Here is a 16,093-nt window from a genome sequence, read left to right as displayed (position 1 = left end):
GGGGCGGCGTAGGTTCAACCTTGGCGGGCATGGTCTCCGCAAACGGCTGGTTTCGAGTGTCGCAGCCGAAATCTATTGCCGGTCAGCGGCTTGCACCATGCCCGTCAGCCCACGTGAATGATCCGGGCTAGCTCGTAGGGAGGCGCTGGATCGATGCTCGCTTCCCAGTCTATGTCGACCAGTAGCGCCCCTGACCCGGTTATGTCCGCTTCAGGGGAGGCAATCTTGGATGGCTGACGACCGAGATGGGCGCAGAGCGGACATCGGAGGCGCGAGCTATCTACAGCCGCTAACGGCCCGCACCGATCAGTGGGCACTACGACAAATTCACATCCGCTGTCCGCGATCCAGTGCGGGTGGCTGCTCCGACCAGTTCCACGGGAACGGCTGTAGCAGTCGCGGGAGGCTAAGGTCGTCCGGTCGCCGCCCGTCCAAGATCGCCTCCACGATATTCGGCGCCATCAGCGTCAGCCGCAGCAGTGTCCCGAGGTAGCCCCGCTCGATGCGCTCGCCGGCAGCCATCTCGCTGATCGAGGCGTAGCGCCCCTCATCCAGCATTCGCTGGTACCGGAACGCCCGCGCCAGCGCCTTCACCAGCGCCGGATCAGCGCGGGTGGGAATGGCCGGCTGCCCCTCCTGCGAGATCAGCGTCACCACTGTCTTCCGCCCTGGCCGCCGCCGGATGGTCAGCGGCACCCGAACAGTGATGCTCGTCGCCATGGTCGCGCCGCCCTCGGTGCACCCAGGCGATCTGGCGGCCGGCTGTCGACCCAACCTAGCGGACCGCCCGTTTGGTCCAGGCGCTCGCCGCCATCGGCCCCTGCTGGCGCGCTACGCCGGCTTGAGGCGCTCAGACCGCATCCGGGGCAGCGGTGGGAAGGTGAAGGCGATCGCTACGGCCCCAAGCCCGATCGCCAGGGAGCTGAAGTGCATCCCCGCGTAGCTGCCGAAGCGGTCGAAGATCCAGCCGCCGACCGCCGGACCTGCCGCCATGCCAAGGCAGGAGACCATGGTCGCAGCGCCGAACACCGTGCCCATGATGCGAGGACCGAAGTAGTCGCGCGCCAGCACCGCATAGAGTGGCATCACTCCGCCATAGGCGAGGCCGAACACCGCGGCGACGGCGTAGAACTCCCCAAGGCTGCGGGCCGGGAGGAAGGCCCCGATTGCCAGCGCCTGCAGCAGCAACCCTCCGATCAGCACCGGCTTGGCGCCATGGCGATCGGCGAGTACGCCCAGCAGCAGGCGCCCGCCGAGCCCTGCCAAGCCCTGCAGGCTGTAGACGCTGACAGCGGCCATGGAGGACAGGCCGCAGACCACGGCATAGCTCACCACGTGGAAGATCGGCCCGGAATGCGCGAGGCAGCAGGCGAAGAAGGTCGCCGCGAGCACCACGAACTGCCGGGTGCCCAGGGCCTGGCGCGCGGTAAAGCCTTCGCCCGCTGGGAGGCCGGCTACTGTGGCGGGCGGGGCCATCGCCGGCGGGCGGCGCAGCAGCAGAGCGGCCGGCAGCAGGACCGCCCAGGCGACAAGCCCGATCACGAGCTGCGCGGTGCGCCAGTCGTGGCCGGACAGCAGCAGCCATTGCGCGAAGGGCGCGACGGTTACCGGCGCCATGCCAAGCCCGGCGGAGACGAGGGAGACGGCGAGCGCGCGATGCCGGTCGAACCAACCGCTAGCCGTCGCCATCATGGGCGCGAAGAAGGCGCCGACCGCCGCCCCGAGGAACAGGCCGTAGGCGAGCTGGAAGGCCAGCAGGCTCGTCGCCCGGCTGGCCAGCACCAGCCCAGTGCCTAGCATCAGGCCGCCAGCGATGCCGACGATTCGCGGACCGTGGCGGTCGCTGATCCAGCCCCAGCCAAAGGAGCCGACACCCATCGCGAGGAAGGCGACCGTCATCGAGGCGGAGATCCCGGCGCGCGACCAGCCCGTCCCGGTTGCGATGGGGTCGAGGAAGACGGCGAGGGAGAACAACGACCCCATGCCGATGCAGCCCATCAACGCCCCGATGGCGACGATGACCCAGCCATAGTATCGTTCCATTCGCGTCTTCCTCCCGCGGAGCCTATGCCGGCCAGCCCCGGGCCCTGCTGCGGTCCCCATCGTCCCAGATCGTGGTCACGACGCAAGCGGCCCTATTGCATGCGGCCTGCGCGGCGCAGTCGTGGGTGGTGCCCCTCTGCCGCAACCTGCTGGCCTGCCGCGCGGCGCCGGAGCGGCGCGTATCTTAATCGGTCGCTTGCGGAACAGGTTCAGCCACTGAAGGAGCAGTTCCCACCCTCAGCGGTCTACGGGCACCGCAGCTGCCGTTGGTTACGCCTACGGCGGAGAGCGCCCTTCGCTGCTCCGCCCAGATCAACGAGACCGGCGTCAGCAGCCTGAGCAAACCCAGACCCTCCGGCTGATGCCCACCGAGGATGGCGTCGACGATGTTCGGTGCCAGGAGGGTCAGGCGCAGGAGGGTTCCGAGGTAGCCCCGCTCGATCCGCTCGCCGGCTGCCATCTCGCTGATCGAGGCGTAGCGCTCCTCGTCCAGCATCCGCTGGTACCGGAACGCCCGCGCCAGGGCCTTCAGGAGCGCAGGGTCGGCGCCTGTCCTCACCACCGGCTCAGCGCCGTCCCGAGCCGGCGTCACCACCGTCTTCCGCCCCGGCCGACGCCGGATCGTCAGTGGCACCCGAACCGTGATGCTGGTCGCGGTCGTCATGCCGCCGCTCTCAACGCATCGGGCGCGATGGCCGTGAGGTCCCGGACCAGACTGGCCAAGCCTTCCACCCGGAGCCGAATGTCAGCGCCGGCCGGGCCGACCACCACCCTCTCTACCAGCGACCGCACAATCCGCGCCTGTTCGGCTGGGAATAGCTGCTCCCACAGCGGGTCGAGGCGCAACGCGATCCAGGCTCCAGCCTCGTCCTGCCGCCAGCCGAGGCCGACGTATTCCGTCGGCGCCGGGACCTCAGTCAGCAGGCCGTGCTTCAGCATGCTGCGGAACACCGCGTTGCGGGCGGCGGCGGGCAGACCGCGAGGGGCCGTGGCGAGCCGCGCTTCATGCTGCGTGGCGGCGGTGAGGATCTGCCGCTGGGTGTCGGAGAGGGTCATGGTCGGGCTCCTGGTGCAGGACCCGATCAGCCAGGTCCTACGAGCCCAAGCCCCGCCGATGAGCCAGTCGGGGCGACGCGCCTCCTTCATTCTGGCGCGCATCAGGCTATTTGCTCTGTTCCGCCCTCAAGCCAAGCACAAAATGGACCGACGCTGCTGACTTCGCCGGTGCATCAGGATTGGGACGATACGCACGGTCCTCCGGCATCGCGCCAAGGATTGATTCGTACTTCGGCAGCCTCGAACCGGATTTGGCTTCCGCAGCCATCGAGGCACGATGCGTCGTGTGTTACGTAAATCGGCGCCGGGCGGCAACCGGCCGAAACAACAGCGCCGGAGGAGACGACGATATGCGCATGCAGAACAAGGTCGGATTGGTGACCGCGGCGGCCTCAGGGATGGGGCGTGCAGGGGCACTCCGCTTTGCGCGCGAGGGTGCCTCGGTCGGCGTGGTGGACCGCGATGCAGCCGGCGTGGCGCAGGTGGTCGAAGAGATCAAGGCGGCCGGCGGCAAGGCGATCGGCATCGTAGGGGACTTGCGCGAGGACGAGTTTGCCCGGCACATCGTGCTGCAAACGGCTTCTGCCTTTGGTGGCCTGGACTTCGCATGGAACCATGTCGGCCATCCAGGTCCTGCTGCGGTGGAGGGGATCAATATGGCCGATTTCGAGTTGGCGATCGACCTCAACCTGCGGACCGTGCTGGTGACCACTGAAGCGGCGATCCCGCAGATGCGCGCCCGCGGCGGTGGCAGCCTGTTGTTCACCGCCTCTACCTCCGGCCTGCAAGGCTCGGTGTTCAGCCCGGTCTATTCAGCGGTGAAGTTCGGCGTGGTGGGTTTCGTGAGGTCCCTGGCGAAACGGCTCGCGCCGGAAGGCATTCGGGCAAATGCGGTCTGCCCGGGGAGCGTGGACACGCCGATGCTGCGCGTCTTCGTCGCTCGCCCGGATCAGGCATCCACGCAAGGCAATGACGTGGAAGAGCTGGTCAGGAAACGCGGTGCAGCCAATCCGATTAATCGGTCCGCTCGGCCCGAGGAGATCGCGAACGCTGCGCTGTTCCTGCTTTCGGATGAGGCGTCCTTCATCACCGGTGCGGCATTGCCGGTCGACGGGGGCACCACAGCCTGAGAGCCAGAGCAGGCCGTTAGTTGGGTCGGCAGCGTCGGCTTCGACGGGCCGATGACCTGCAGGCGCTGCGCGTCTACGGCCTGCCGGAGGCGGCGCCCGCCGTGCTGAACGGCACGTCGCTGCTCTCGGGGCTGCTGTCCGGCTCGGGCCGGCGCGAGTTCGCGGCCGAGGTGTCCTGGGATCTGCCGAGCCTGGCACCGGGGGCGACGTCGCTGATCGACCTCACGGTGAACGGGGCGCGGGCCGGCGACATGGCATCGGCGTCGCTCGTTTCGTCGACGCGCTTCGTCGAGCTCGACGCTGCCGTGTGGTCGAACAACACGGTGCGGGTCATGGCGCGGAACATCTCCGCGGCGACGTTCGACTTGGCGGCGGCGACGCTGTCGGTGGGCGTGTCAAAGCGGCGCCTGCCGTGACGCAGCAGCTCGTGTTGCGGTCAGGAGACGGCCCATGCTATGCGGCTGGGGAGGTCACGGTCGTGCGCTATTTCACACGCCGAACGCCGCGGCCGCCGAACACTCGCCTCAGCGCGGCGTGGCGAGCAAGCGCTCCACCTCGTCCACCTCACGCATGCACGCGGCCTCGTCCGCTCGACCTTCCGCAGTGCGCGCGCGGTTCAGCGCGGCGCGCGCCTCTGACACGCTGCCGCCACCACCGGCCTGCGCGGCACGGTGCGTTGCGTCCTCCTCCCGTCCCGTCTCCTGGAAGGGCACGGTCGGGCCGGCGCCGTCCTGCGCGGCTCGCCCCTCCCGGGCTGCGGCGACGCCCTGGCCAGCCGAGGATGCAGCCACGCTGCTCCTTGTCGCCGCATCCAGCCTGGCATCCAGGGCGGCGATGCGCTCGCCACAGGGAGAAGCCAGTGCCGGGCTTGCCAGCGCGAGGCATGCACCGGCCATGATAATGCTCCGCATGCGATCCACCCTCACGAGGTCAACTGGTCACGGATCGGCAGGCGACGGATGCGCTTGCCGGTGGCAGCGAAGACGGCGTTGGCCAAGGCCGGCGCCACCGGCGGCACGCCAGGCTCGCCCACGCCACCCAGCGGCTGATCGTAGTCGCGGCTCGGCAGAAGATGGACGCGGATCTCGCGCGGTGCGCTGTCGATGCGCGTGAGCTCGTAGCTGTCGAGGTTGGCCTGCTCGGCACGCCCATTGCGAAACGAGATCTCCGCCGAGGTGGCGAGGCCGGTGGCGAAGACGACCGCGCCCTCCATCTGCGACCTAACGCGATCCACATTGACCAGCGGCCCGCAGTCGATCGCGATGTCGACGCGCGGGATCCTCATGGTCCCCCGGTCGTCCACCTCGACCTCCGCTGCCACGGCGACGTAGCTGCAGAAGCTGTAGTGACCCGCGATGCCAAGCCCCCTGCCGCGCGGCATCTGCCGCCCCCAGCCGATCTCGGACGCCGCGCGCTCCACCACCCGGCGCAGCCGGCCGGTGTCGATCGGGTAGGTCCTCGGGTCCTCGCCGTGGTTCCAGGCGTCGCCGATCTCGGTCGGGTCGATAATGCGCGCGGGGCCGATCACCTCCAGCAGGTAGTCCTTCGGGTCGCGTCCGGCGGCATGCGCCATCTCCGCAATGAAGGACTGCACGGCAAAGGCGTGCGGCACATTGGAGACCGAGCGGAACCAGCCGATACGCACATGCGCCGGTGCCTCCGGATTCTCCATGCGCATGTTTGGGATGGCGAAGGGCGCGTTGAGGAAGCCCATGCCGAGCTCGAAGGGCAGTTGCACCTTCGGGTCGGGCGCGAAGATCGCGCCGATGGTTGGGGCGGCGCTGCGGTGCAGCCAGGCGACCGGCTTGCCGCCGGCATCCAGCCCCGCCTCAAGCCGCTGCATCGAGACGGTGTGGTAGTAGCCATTGTGCAGGTCGTCCTCGCGCGTCCAGGTGAGCTTCACCGGCGCACCATCCATCGCCTGGCTGCAAAGCCCCGCCTCCAGCACGAAGTCGGGCTTCGATTTGCGGCCGAAGCCGCCGCCGAGCAGCGTGACATGGACCGTCACATTCTCTGGCTGAAGCCCGAGCTTTTGCGCCAGGCGCAAACGCGTCACCTGCGGCGCCTGGGTGCAGGCCCAGCACTCTGCCCTGCCATCCCGGATGCGGACCAGCGCCGCCGGCGGCTCCAGCGGGGACTGTGCGAGGTGCGGGATGTAGTACTCGGCCTCGACACGTGTCGCGGCCGTGCGCAGAGCCGCATCGACGTCACCCTGTTCCCGTACAGCCTTCGCCGGGTTGCGGACGCCGCGCTGCAGCATCTCGCGATAGCTGTCGGAGGAATAGACGGCGTTGGGCCCGTCCTCCCAGGTGATCTTCAGCGCCTCGCGCCCCTTCATCGCCGCCCAGGTGTTGCGCGCGATCACGGCGACGCCACCCACGGGCTGGAACTCGGAGGGCATGCCGGGTGTCTCGATGCGCAGCGTCCGCAGCACGCCGGGCACCTTCAGCGCCTCGGTGTCGTCTACCGAAACGACGCGGCCCCCATAGACCGGCGGGCGCGCGACGACGGCGTGCAGCATGCCGGGCAGCGTCGCGTCGATGCCATAGACGGCCTTGCCGGTGGTGATGTCGCGGTTGTCGATCAGCTCCACCAGCCGGTCCTGGCCGATCAACCGGAAGGTGGAGGGGTCCTTCAACCGCAGCGCCTCGCGGTCCGGCACCGGCAGCGCGGCCGCCGCCTCGGCGAGCTCGCCATAGCCTGCGCTGCGGCCGCTGGCGGCATGCGTGACGACATGGTCCCGTGCCTGGCATTCGGCCGCCGGCACGCCCCATCGCGCGGCCGCGGCCGCTTCCAGCATGGTGCGCGCGCCGGCCCCGGCCCGGCGCAAGGGCAGCAGGAAGTGGCGCAGGCTGCGGGAGCCGTCGGTGTCCTGGTTACCGTAGCGCTCCTCGTCACCGTCGGCCTGGGCGATGCGCACGCGGGACCAGTCGGCTTCCAGCTCCTCGGCCACGACCATGGCGATGGAGGTGCGCACGCCCTGTCCCATTTCCGAGCGGTGGCAGGTCACCGTGACTATGCCATCCGGGGCGATGGCGACGAAGATGCGCGGGTCGTCGCGCCAGCCATTCGGCATGCCATCGGCGCCAAATTTTGGCGCCGCGGTCTGCGCCTGCCCGGGCAGCCGCAGCGCCAGCACCAGCCCGCCCGCGGCAGCGCCGACGAGCAACCCGCGCCGGCTGACATTCTCAAAACCGGACCGAGAGGTGCTCATCGGCTGCCTCCCTGCGCCGCGGCCTGCTTGATGGCGGCGCGGACCCGCGTGTAGGTGCCGCATCGGCAGAGATTGCCCTGCATGGCCGCATCGATGTCCGCATCGGTGGGGTTTGGAACGCTGCCGAGCAGGTCTGCCGCCTGCATGATCTGGCCGGTCTGGCAGTAGCCACATTGGGAGACGTTCAGCGCGCGCCAGGCGACCTGCAGCGGGTGGTCGCCATCCGCGGAAAGCCCCTCGATCGTCGTCACGGCGCGTCCCTCAACCGCCGAGACGGGCGTTATGCAGGCGCGCGATGCGGTGCCGTCCACATGCACCGTGCAGACGCCGCACTGGGCAATGCCGCAGCCGTATTTCGTGCCGGTCAGACCAAGCTCGTCGCGGAGAACCCAAAGCAGCGGGGTATCCGGGTCACCGTCGAAGCGATGCTCGGTCCCATTCACCTTGATGGTCGCCATTGCCACACTCCTTCATCTAGAAAATTGACGCCGGGCAGCAAAGGATCTTCAATAAATACGGCTCGGCAACTTTGCCGTTGAAGTCGAAGATCGATTTCATCGACGGTACTGCTCGTCCGAAACCGGCTCCAGCCAAGTCACCGCCTGGCTGTTCACGGCTTTGGTGAGGGCAATGTGCGTCACGCCGGTCGTCGCCGCGGCGCCGTGCCAGTGCTTCAATCCTGGTGGAATCCAGATCACGTCGCCCGGCCGCATCTCCTCGACCGGGCCGCCCTCGCGCTGCACCCAGCCCACTCCAGTGGTCACAACGAGAATTTGGCCGACCGGGTGCGTGTGCCAATTGGAACGGGCACCGGGCTCGAAGGTAACATTGCCGCCGGACATGCGCGATGGCGCCGTGGCCTGGAAGAGCATGTCGACGCGGACGGAGCCGGTGAACTGATCCGCCGGGCCCCTCGCCGAGGGCTGCGCGCCCGCGCGTGAAATCCGGAGCCCGCCTTGTCCTTGTGCTGCTGCGGCCGAAAGCGGGCTGGCCGCCTGGGCCGGCACGGCAGTGTTTGCTCGCGCCCCCTCGGGCAGGAGCAGTGACATGGTCACGGCCAGAATGCCAATTCGCGTCATCACGATGCTCCCTTGATCGGGTGGGTCAGCCCGGGCGGCCTTCGAGGACACCCTTCACGACCGGCACGGCCGAGAAGGCGTTGGGCCATCCGGCGTAGAAGGCGAGGTGCGCCACGACCTCCGATGCCTGCGCGCGGGTCAGGCCATGATCCATTGCCCGGTTCAGGTGGAAGGGAAGTTGGGCCACGTGGCCGGCGGTGATCAGGGCGCTGACCGTGACGAGGCTCCGATCCCTTGGCGCGAGGTCCGGGCGCAGCCAGAGATCGCGGAACAGGACGTCGGTCGTGAACTCGTCCAGGCCCGGGGCGACCGGGCGGACGCTCTGGGCCACCCCGGCCGCGCGCTGCGCCTCCCCCGCCTCGTCGAGCGGGAGCAGCGGCGGCGAGGCAGCGGGGAGCTGATCGGCCTCGATCCCGCGCGCCGCGAAGATTTCCCGCACGGCCGCGACCGCCGCCATGGCGTTGCCCCAGCCGGCGTAGAAGGCGAGGTGCGTGACGACCTCGGAGACCTCGCTGGGCTTTACGCCGCTGTCGAGCGCGAGGTTCACGTAGGTGGGCAGTTCGGCCGCCTGGCCCCGCGCGATCAGCGCCGCGAGGGTGACGAGGCTGCGGTCCCGCGGCGAGAGGTCAGGGCGCCGCCACAGCCGGTCCAGGAGGGTTTCCCGCCCGTAGCGCTCGAGAGCCGGGGCGACGCTCCGCACCTCGTCGCGCGTCAGCGCCGACGGGAGGGCACTCGTGCTCGACACCGTGTTCGCTCCGGTGATCTGGGCCAGGGCTGGGGTGATTAGGGCAAGCGACGCGACCGTCGCGGCGAACAGCGTCTTTTTCATGCGATCCTCCTGGGTCGTGCGACGTGATGCCGCGAGTTGTCCCGCACCTCCGCCGAGGCGACATCATCGGTGATCCGGTGACCGGGCCTCGCCGGCGAAGCCCTCGGTGTTGACGTCCGGAGAGGCGACGAGACGGCCTGCAAGCGGATCGAGCGGCAGCGATCGCGTGACAGGCAGGCGGCCTCATTCCTGCTCAGGCATGGCGCCGCAAGCCGCCCGGCTCCGGCCCCGGTGACGATGCATCGGGCAGACGGGAGTCCGCTCGAACGACGTCACGGTAATCTCTCGGTCCTGACCTCTACCGGCCCCGGGCGGTCGAAGATTCCGACATCCCCCGTCAGGCGGCCGAGCTCGATGATGCCGGGCGATGGCACGCGCCCGCCGCGATAGTAGATCACGAAGTGATCGGGCCCCCACAGTCCCAAGGTCCCGCGGGCGAAGTCTCGCTGCCGCTCGACCTCCGGCAAGGAGCCCGGCAGATTGCCGGTCTTCTCCTGCCGGAGATGATCGCGCATTTCGATCGTCAGGGGCAGCATAGGCAGCAGCGCGCGCCCAGCGGCATGGTCGTTCAACTCGGCCGTGACCTCGCCCCATGCCGACGTGATCCGGATGCGCTCATGCGCCATGGTGGCTCCTCCGAAGGCGATCGTGGCAGCGAGGGCTGCCCCTGCAACGAGCGTGTGCATGGGGATGTCCTTCTCGGCGATCGCGGGATTGCATGCGGAGCGTCCATCGGGGCAGGTGATGTCGTGCCGGTTGACCATCACGGCACCGTCAAGCCGCCATCCACGGTGACGGCCTGGCCGACCACGTAGCTCGCGCCCGGACTGCACAGCCACAGCACGGCCGAGGCAATCTCCTCAGGTTGGCCCACGCGCCCCATGGGAACCGTGCTCACCATCTCCGCGTAGGCCTTGTCGTCCCCCTTCACCACGTCGCGCGCGATCTGTGTGTCGATCGTGCCGGGATTCACCGCGTTCACGCGGATGCCCTTCCCGACATACTCCAGCGCCGCCGTCCGGGTCAGGCCGACCACGCCATGCTTCGAGGCGGTGTAGGAGCCGATGCCGGGATTGCCGGTCAAGGCGCCGACGGAGGCGTTGTTGACGATCGCGCCGCTGCCCTGGCGCTGCATCTGCCGCAACTCGTGCTTCATGCAGCTCCACACGCCGCGGAGGTTGACGCCGATGACGCGCTCCCAGTCTTCCAGCGTGCTGTCGGCGGTCGGGACGACAGATGCCATGACGCCTGCGTTGTTGAAGGCAATGTCGAGGCGGCCGAAATCGGCGACGGCGCGGTCGACCATCGCTTCGACCTGGGTGTCATCGCTGACGTCGCAGGTCACGGCGATCGCCCTGTGGCCGGCGGCGGCCAGCTTCCGCGCGGCCGCCTGCACCGCCTCCTCTTTGACGTCCGCGAGCACGACGGCCGCGCCCGCTTCGGCGAAGGCCCTGGCGGTGGCCAGCCCCATGCCGGAGCTGGCGCCGGTGATGAGGGCAACCTGGTCCTTGAAGTCGTAGGTCGGGTTCATCTCTGTCCTTTCTTGCTACGCCGCGTCAGGGGTGCGAAGCGCGAGGCCGTTGCCCAGGGCCTCCGCGCGGAAGATCGTCGCGCTGCCGCCGCGTCCGCCGTCGCTGGAGACGATAGCCACCACCCAACTGCCGGGCCGGATGGCCAAGCTGCTGAGGGAGAGGTTCCGCCCTTCATCGCGCCCGGGCAGCAGGACCTGCCCGATCGGCAGCCCCTCGCGGGAGAGGATCAGGACCCGGCCCTGACCGTAGAGCGCGACGTAGACGCGGCCCTCTGCATCGACGCGCACGGTATCCGGCGCGGGGCCACTGAAGTGATGGGCCGTGACGGCGCCGAAGGGGGCCAGGGCGGTCGCACCGACGAGGTCAAGGCGATAGAGCCGGCCGAGCGCGAACTCCCCCACCCAAAGCCGCCGCCCTTCCGGGCTGAGGGCGACCCCGTTTGCCACCGCGAGGTTGCGGACCACCGGCACCGGCGCCGCCCCGTCCGGCGGCACGTACCAGACCCCACCCGACGAATCGCCCACCGTGCCGCGGCAATCCGTGACGTAGAGACCGTCGACGGCATCGAGCACGAGGTCATTGGGAAAGAGGCCCGCACTCTCGGGCACGACCGTCCGCAGCCCCGTGCCGTCGGGTTGCATGGCGAGAATTGCGCCGCCACCTCGGCAATTGGCGGCCGCGACGAAAACACGGCCATCGCGCGCGAGGGCCAAGCCGGCGGGCATCAGCCCGTCCAGCTTCGCCACCTCCATGATCCGGCTCCCCTCGTCCAGACGAGGACGCGCTCGCCCTGGACGTCGGAGAAGAGGAGGCGACCGTCGCGGTCGAACACCACACCTTCCAGGTCATGCGCGGCGCCAGGCACCGCGATCAGCTGGCCCGCGATCGTCGTCGGGAGCGCGCTCTCTGCCGTGGGCACCGGCACTGGGCTCCCGCCCGACTCTTGCGCCCGCGTCCCGGTGGGCACGCCGAGCGCCAGGCCGGCGGCCAGGGAGAGCCAGCCGCGCCGTCCCTGCGCTCGCGGCGCCATGCTCACGCCGAGAGGTGCCGGTTGAAGAAGGCGGTCAGCCTGTCGAACGGGATGACGTCCACCTTGTCGTAGAGGTCGGTGTGGTTGGCCCCCGGCACGATCACGAGTTCCTTGGGCTCCGCCGCGGCCGCGTAGGCGGTTTCGCTGAAGTAGCGCGAATGGGCCTTCTCGCCGTGGATCAGCAGGACGGGACGCGGCGATATCTCCTGGATGTAGATCAGGAGCGGCATGTTCATGAACGACAAGGGGGTCGTGATCGTCCAGGCATTGCCTGAGTTGACCGCGCGCGGGTGGTAGCCCCGTGGTGTCCTGTAATAGTCGTGGTAGTTGACCAAGAACTGCGCCTCGCCGCCCTTCAGCTCGTTGTAGGGCGGCTGGTACGCCGGAGTTCCGTTTGCGGCGTCTTCCCAACGCTGCCGGCTCAGCCCCTCCAGCGTCCTAGCGCGCTGTTCGGGCGTCACGCTGTCGTTATAGCCCCGGGCCATGACGCGGGACATGTCGTACATGGTGGTGGTCGCGACGGCCTTGACGCGCTTGTCGACGGCGGCCGCGTTCAGCGCCATGCCGCCCCATCCGCAGATGCCGAGGATGCCGATCCGCTCGCGGTCGACCGCAGGGTGCAGGCCGAGATAGTCCACGGCGGCGCAGAAATCCTCGGTGTTGATGTCTGGGGACGCGACGTTGCGCGGCTCCCCGCCGCTCTCGCCGGTGTAGGACGGATCGAAGGCGAGTGCGGCGAAGCCGCGCTCCGCCAGGGTCTGGGCATGGAGGCCGGAGGACTGCTCCTTGACGGCGCCGAACGGACCGGCGACGGCGATCGCCGGCAGCCGCCCGGTGGCGTGCCCCTTGGGCAGGTACAGGTCGCCCACGAGCGTGATGCCATACCGGTTCCTGAACGTGACCTTCTGGTTGTCGACGTCCCCGCTCCTGGGGAACACCTTGTCCCAATTCTCTGTCATGGCCTGAGCCTTCGCACTGGAGACGTCGATGAGTGACGCTGCGCCCAAGGCGGCGACGCCGGTTCCGGTCAGCTTCAGGAGGTCGCGGCGTCCCGGATCGGCGCCCCGTTGCTCGGCCGGATTCCGGAACCGGTGCTTCTCGTTCATCGTCGGACCTCCATGACCTGTTGATGCGGGTTGGGATGCGAACTCGTAATTCGGGTCGGGCTCGGCATTCGGTGCCGGCCGAGGTCAGGCCGTCTGGCCGCCATCGACGACGAGGGCGGCGCCGACCGTGAAGGCCGCGGCGTCGGAACAGAGCCACAGGACCGCCGCAGCGATCTCCTCGGGCCTGCCCATCCGCCCGACCGGCTCCTGCGCGATCACGCGCTCCCGTCCCTCGGACGTGCCGCCGCTGAAGCGGTCCATCATCGGGGTCTCGATGATGCCGGGGCAGACGGCGTTGATGCGGATGTTTGCCTTCGCGTAGTCGAGCGCCGCCGCCTTGGTGAGGCCGACCACGCCCCACTTCGCGGCGCAGTACGCCCCCTGGCCGGCGAAGCCCTTCACCCCGGCGCCCGAAGAGGTGTTCACGATCGCACCGCCCCCGTGCTTCAACATCAGGGGGATCTCGTGCTTCATGCAGAGGAACACGCCACGGAGGTTGATGCCGGCGATCCGGTCCCACTCCTCCTCCGCGATGTCGGTCAGGGGCGCGACCGGCTGCTCGACGCCGGCGTTGTTGAAGGCGAAGTCGAGCCGGCCGAAGGTCCCGGCGACCTCCTCCAGCGCGGCCTTCACGTCCGCGGCCCGTGACACGTCGCACCGGACGGCGAGCGCGCGCCCGCTGGCCTGCTCGATCATGCGAACCGTTTCCCGGTTGCCCTCCTCCGAGACGTCGGCGACCACCACGGTGGCGCCCTCGCGCGCGAAGGCGATCGCCGCGGCGCGGCCGATGCCATTCGCTGCCCCGGTCACGAAGGCGACCCTGCCGAAGAACGGCTTACCGTTGTCGCTCATGGCTATTCCTCCTGCTCCTCGGGTCGCGCCGGTCACGGCCGGATCATCACCTTGAGCGCCTCGCGCGCGTTCATGGCGCGGTAGCCGTCCGGCACGTCGGGCCCGGCGACATGCCGGCGCGGTACTGCTCGTCGGTGACCTGCTCCATCCAGTCCACGGGCGAGCCGTTGAGCCGCTCCTGGACCGCGATATGGCTCATGGCCGTGGTGGCAGTGGCGCCGTGCCAGTGCCTCTCGCCGGGCGGGAACCACACGACGTCGCCGGGACGGATCTCCTCGACCGGCCGGCCCTCGCGCTGCGCCCAACCGCAGCCGGCGGTCACGATCAGCGTCTGGCCGAGCGGATGCGTGTGCCAAGCCGTCCGCGCGCCAGGCTCGAAGGTAACCAGTGCACCGGCAACTCGGGCTGGGTCGGGCGGGCTGAACAGCGGGTCGATCCGTACCGTGCCGGTGAACCACTCGGCCGGTCCCTTGCCCGATGGCTGCGAGCCCGCGCGCGTGATCTCCATAGCCTCTCTCCTTCACCTGCCGAGAGCCCGCCCCCCTCGGGGGCCTACTTTCGAGCTGGAAGGTGGGGGGTGCGGCAGTCGGGGATTAGGCGGTAAAACCCGCAAACGCTTATAAGCAGGGCTTCTCAATGGCGCGGACTGACCGCAATGACCTCGAGGCCTTCCTCGCAGTCGCCCGAGAGCGGAGCTTCACCCGCGCGGCAGCGAAGCTCGGGGTTTCGCAGTCGGCCCTCAGCCAGACCCTCCGCGGGCTTGAGGCGCGGCTCGGCCTCCGTTTGCTGACCCGCACCACACGTAGCGTTGCGCCCACCGAAGCGGGCGAGCGCCTGCTCCAGACCCTAGGCCCGGCCTTCGACCAGATCGACGCCACCCTGGCCGCGCTCAGCGCGTTCCGCGAGAAGCCGTCCGGCACCATCCGCATCTCGGCGGGCGAGCATCCGGTCGACACAATCCTCATGCCAGCTCTGGAGAGGCTCCTGCCGGACTATCCGGACATCAGGGTCGAGGTCGACGTCGACAATACCCTGACCGACATCGTTGCCGGGCGCTACGACGCGGGCATACGCTTCGGCGAGCAGGTGGCCAAGGACATGATCGCGCTGCGAATCGGGCCGGATATGCGCATGGCTGTCGTCGGCGCGCCGTCCTACTTCGCCCGGCGGCCGCGGCCGAACGTACCGCAAGACCTGACCGAGCACGCCTGCATCAACATCCGCCTGCCGACTCACGGCTCCCTCTACGCGTGGGAGCTTCAGAAGGGAAAGCACGAGATCAAGGTGCACGTGGAGGGGCCGCTGGTATTCAACGTCGCCCCGTTGCTCCTCAGGTCCGCCCTGGCCGGGCTAGGGCTGGCCTGTGTATTCGAGGACCAGGTGCAGGAGCACATTGCTGAAGGGCGCCTCGTCCGGGTGCTCGCCGACTGGTGCCCGCCCTTTCCCGGATACCACCTCTACTACCCCAGCCGGCGCCAGCCGACGCCAGCCTTCGCGTTGCTGGTCGAGGCGCTGCGCTACAGGGGCTGAGGAGGCGGACGCGCGTGCGCCGTGTGGCTGAAAGGGACCGTATCGCCTCGCAAGCCTTCGGCTTGAATCGGCGGTGAACGCCCAGAGAATTTCGTTCCTGGGTTGCCACCGCTGCTCCAGTCAGTCTCCTTCCAACCATTCTCAGTCCCAATGATCGGCCCTGTGAGGCGCAGGTTTCCTGCGGTTTTCCACGCCGACCTTGATGGTGCGACCTCGGAACGGGACCGGGTTTTCTCTCCGAAATGCCGGAGACTTTCCGGACCTTGAGGGTGGGGTGATTTGACCCTCAAGGTTTAACCAACTGATATTGCTAAGCATTACCTGACACATCACGGCCAGAAGTTGCGCTTCCGATCGCCTGCCGATCGAGGCTGGGAGGGCGAATCCCTACTCCAACTGACGCCAGAGTGCCCCAGAACCGGCGGCAGCCAAGCCCGCTACACTGCGGCGGCTGACCGGATCGGATGGCGCCATGGCGGTCTTCTTCACCAGCGACACCCACTTCGGCCATGCCGGAGCACGTGCCCTACATCGCCGGCCTTTCGGCTCTGTGGCCGAGATGGACGTAACCGTCGTCCTGACCTCACCTTGCGAAACGCCCTGCTGATGATGCCGTGTCGCTTTACGGCATGCGGCGGAGGTGGCGTTGGAGATCGAGGCGGAGGCGGCCGAGACCGGTCATAGGAGTGGTC

The 16,093-nt window shown here is 68.8% G+C and carries 18 protein-coding genes; 3 read left to right on the top strand and 15 right to left on the bottom strand.

The genetic code is table 11. The features are described 5' to 3' along the window. Nucleotides 1-327 precede the first annotated feature (327 nt). From H7965_RS25060 to H7965_RS31300, 4 genes are all read right to left on the bottom strand, one after another. Nucleotides 328-720 carry a hypothetical protein gene (locus H7965_RS25060; RefSeq protein WP_186773296.1) on the bottom strand — a complete coding sequence of 131 codons (393 nt, stop codon included), beginning with the start codon at nt 718-720 and terminating at the stop codon, nt 328-330. A gap of 111 nt (nt 721-831) precedes the next feature. After that, a complete protein-coding gene (locus H7965_RS25055) occupies nt 832-2,043 on the bottom strand; it encodes an MFS transporter (protein WP_186773295.1) in 1,212 nt (403 codons plus the stop codon). Between the two features lie 184 nt (nt 2,044-2,227). Further along, nucleotides 2,228-2,707 (bottom strand): hypothetical protein, encoded by a 480-nt coding sequence (locus H7965_RS25050; protein WP_229682782.1) that lies wholly within the window; start codon nt 2,705-2,707, stop codon nt 2,228-2,230. Beyond that, on the bottom strand, nt 2,704-3,099 hold the full coding sequence (locus H7965_RS31300) for a hypothetical protein (protein ID WP_229682781.1): 396 nt from the start codon (nt 3,097-3,099) through the stop codon (nt 2,704-2,706). Before H7965_RS31300 ends, H7965_RS25050 begins: the two co-directional genes overlap by 4 nt. Before the next feature lie 350 nt (nt 3,100-3,449). On the opposite strand from H7965_RS31300, the gene H7965_RS25040 reads away from it, so the two are divergent. Beyond that, nucleotides 3,450-4,229, top strand: a complete 780-nt coding sequence (locus tag H7965_RS25040; protein ID WP_186773294.1) for an SDR family NAD(P)-dependent oxidoreductase — start codon at nt 3,450-3,452, stop codon at nt 4,227-4,229. Nucleotides 4,230-4,249: 20 nt separating this feature from the next. Further along, nucleotides 4,250-4,645: a hypothetical protein gene (locus H7965_RS25035; protein WP_186773293.1), complete on the top strand. Its 396-nt coding sequence runs from the start codon at nt 4,250-4,252 to the stop codon at nt 4,643-4,645. Between the two features lie 108 nt (nt 4,646-4,753). On the opposite strand, the gene H7965_RS25030 is transcribed toward H7965_RS25035, so the two are convergent. The 11 genes from H7965_RS25030 to H7965_RS24980 all read right to left on the bottom strand — a co-directional run bounded on the left by H7965_RS25030 (nt 4,754) and on the right by H7965_RS24980 (nt 14,379). Then, the gene (locus tag H7965_RS25030) at nt 4,754-5,140 is read right to left on the bottom strand and encodes a hypothetical protein (protein WP_186773292.1); all 387 of its coding nucleotides are present in this window, start codon (nt 5,138-5,140) and stop codon (nt 4,754-4,756) included. Nucleotides 5,141-5,151: 11 nt separating this feature from the next. After that, nucleotides 5,152-7,443 (bottom strand): xanthine dehydrogenase family protein molybdopterin-binding subunit, encoded by a 2,292-nt coding sequence (locus H7965_RS25025; RefSeq protein WP_186773291.1) that lies wholly within the window; start codon nt 7,441-7,443, stop codon nt 5,152-5,154. Beyond that, nucleotides 7,440-7,901 (bottom strand): (2Fe-2S)-binding protein, encoded by a 462-nt coding sequence (locus tag H7965_RS25020; protein ID WP_186773290.1) that lies wholly within the window; start codon nt 7,899-7,901, stop codon nt 7,440-7,442. Before H7965_RS25020 ends, H7965_RS25025 begins: the two co-directional genes overlap by 4 nt. Nucleotides 7,902-7,997: 96 nt before the next feature. After that, nucleotides 7,998-8,522 (bottom strand): (R)-mandelonitrile lyase, encoded by a 525-nt coding sequence (locus H7965_RS25015; RefSeq protein ID WP_186773289.1) that lies wholly within the window; start codon nt 8,520-8,522, stop codon nt 7,998-8,000. 25 nt (nt 8,523-8,547) lie between these two features. Further along, on the bottom strand, nt 8,548-9,351 hold the full coding sequence (locus H7965_RS25010; protein WP_186773288.1) for a carboxymuconolactone decarboxylase family protein: 804 nt from the start codon (nt 9,349-9,351) through the stop codon (nt 8,548-8,550). A gap of 272 nt (nt 9,352-9,623) precedes the next feature. Continuing rightward, a complete protein-coding gene (locus tag H7965_RS25005) occupies nt 9,624-10,115 on the bottom strand; it encodes a cyclophilin-like fold protein (protein WP_222440803.1) in 492 nt (163 codons plus the stop codon). Next, nucleotides 10,115-10,882, bottom strand: coding sequence for a glucose 1-dehydrogenase (locus H7965_RS25000; protein ID WP_186773287.1), 768 nt, complete (start codon nt 10,880-10,882; stop codon nt 10,115-10,117). Before H7965_RS25000 ends, H7965_RS25005 begins: the two co-directional genes overlap by 1 nt. A 15-nt stretch (nt 10,883-10,897) precedes the next feature. Continuing rightward, on the bottom strand, nt 10,898-11,656 hold the full coding sequence (locus H7965_RS24995; protein WP_261394378.1) for an SMP-30/gluconolactonase/LRE family protein: 759 nt from the start codon (nt 11,654-11,656) through the stop codon (nt 10,898-10,900). Between the two features lie 259 nt (nt 11,657-11,915). After that, on the bottom strand, nt 11,916-13,019 hold the full coding sequence (locus H7965_RS24990; RefSeq protein ID WP_186773285.1) for an alpha/beta hydrolase: 1,104 nt from the start codon (nt 13,017-13,019) through the stop codon (nt 11,916-11,918). Between the two features lie 84 nt (nt 13,020-13,103). Further along, nucleotides 13,104-13,871, bottom strand: coding sequence for an SDR family oxidoreductase (locus H7965_RS24985; RefSeq protein ID WP_186773284.1), 768 nt, complete (start codon nt 13,869-13,871; stop codon nt 13,104-13,106). A 70-nt stretch (nt 13,872-13,941) separates the two neighbouring features. Further along, nucleotides 13,942-14,379 (bottom strand): (R)-mandelonitrile lyase, encoded by a 438-nt coding sequence (locus tag H7965_RS24980; protein WP_186773283.1) that lies wholly within the window; start codon nt 14,377-14,379, stop codon nt 13,942-13,944. 128 nt (nt 14,380-14,507) lie between these two features. Here H7965_RS24980 and H7965_RS24975 point away from each other — a divergent pair, with 128 nt between their 5' ends. Further along, entirely contained in the window at nt 14,508-15,401 is an 894-nt protein-coding gene (locus tag H7965_RS24975; RefSeq protein WP_186773282.1) for a LysR family transcriptional regulator, read from the top strand. Nucleotides 15,402-16,093: the final 692 nt, after the last annotated feature.

The sequence above is a fragment of the Siccirubricoccus deserti genome, assembly GCF_014283215.1.
Classification (GTDB): domain Bacteria; phylum Pseudomonadota; class Alphaproteobacteria; order Acetobacterales; family Acetobacteraceae; genus Siccirubricoccus; species Siccirubricoccus deserti.
Note: the sequence above shows the minus strand (reverse complement) of the source record. Positions and strands in the feature narration are given on the sequence as shown.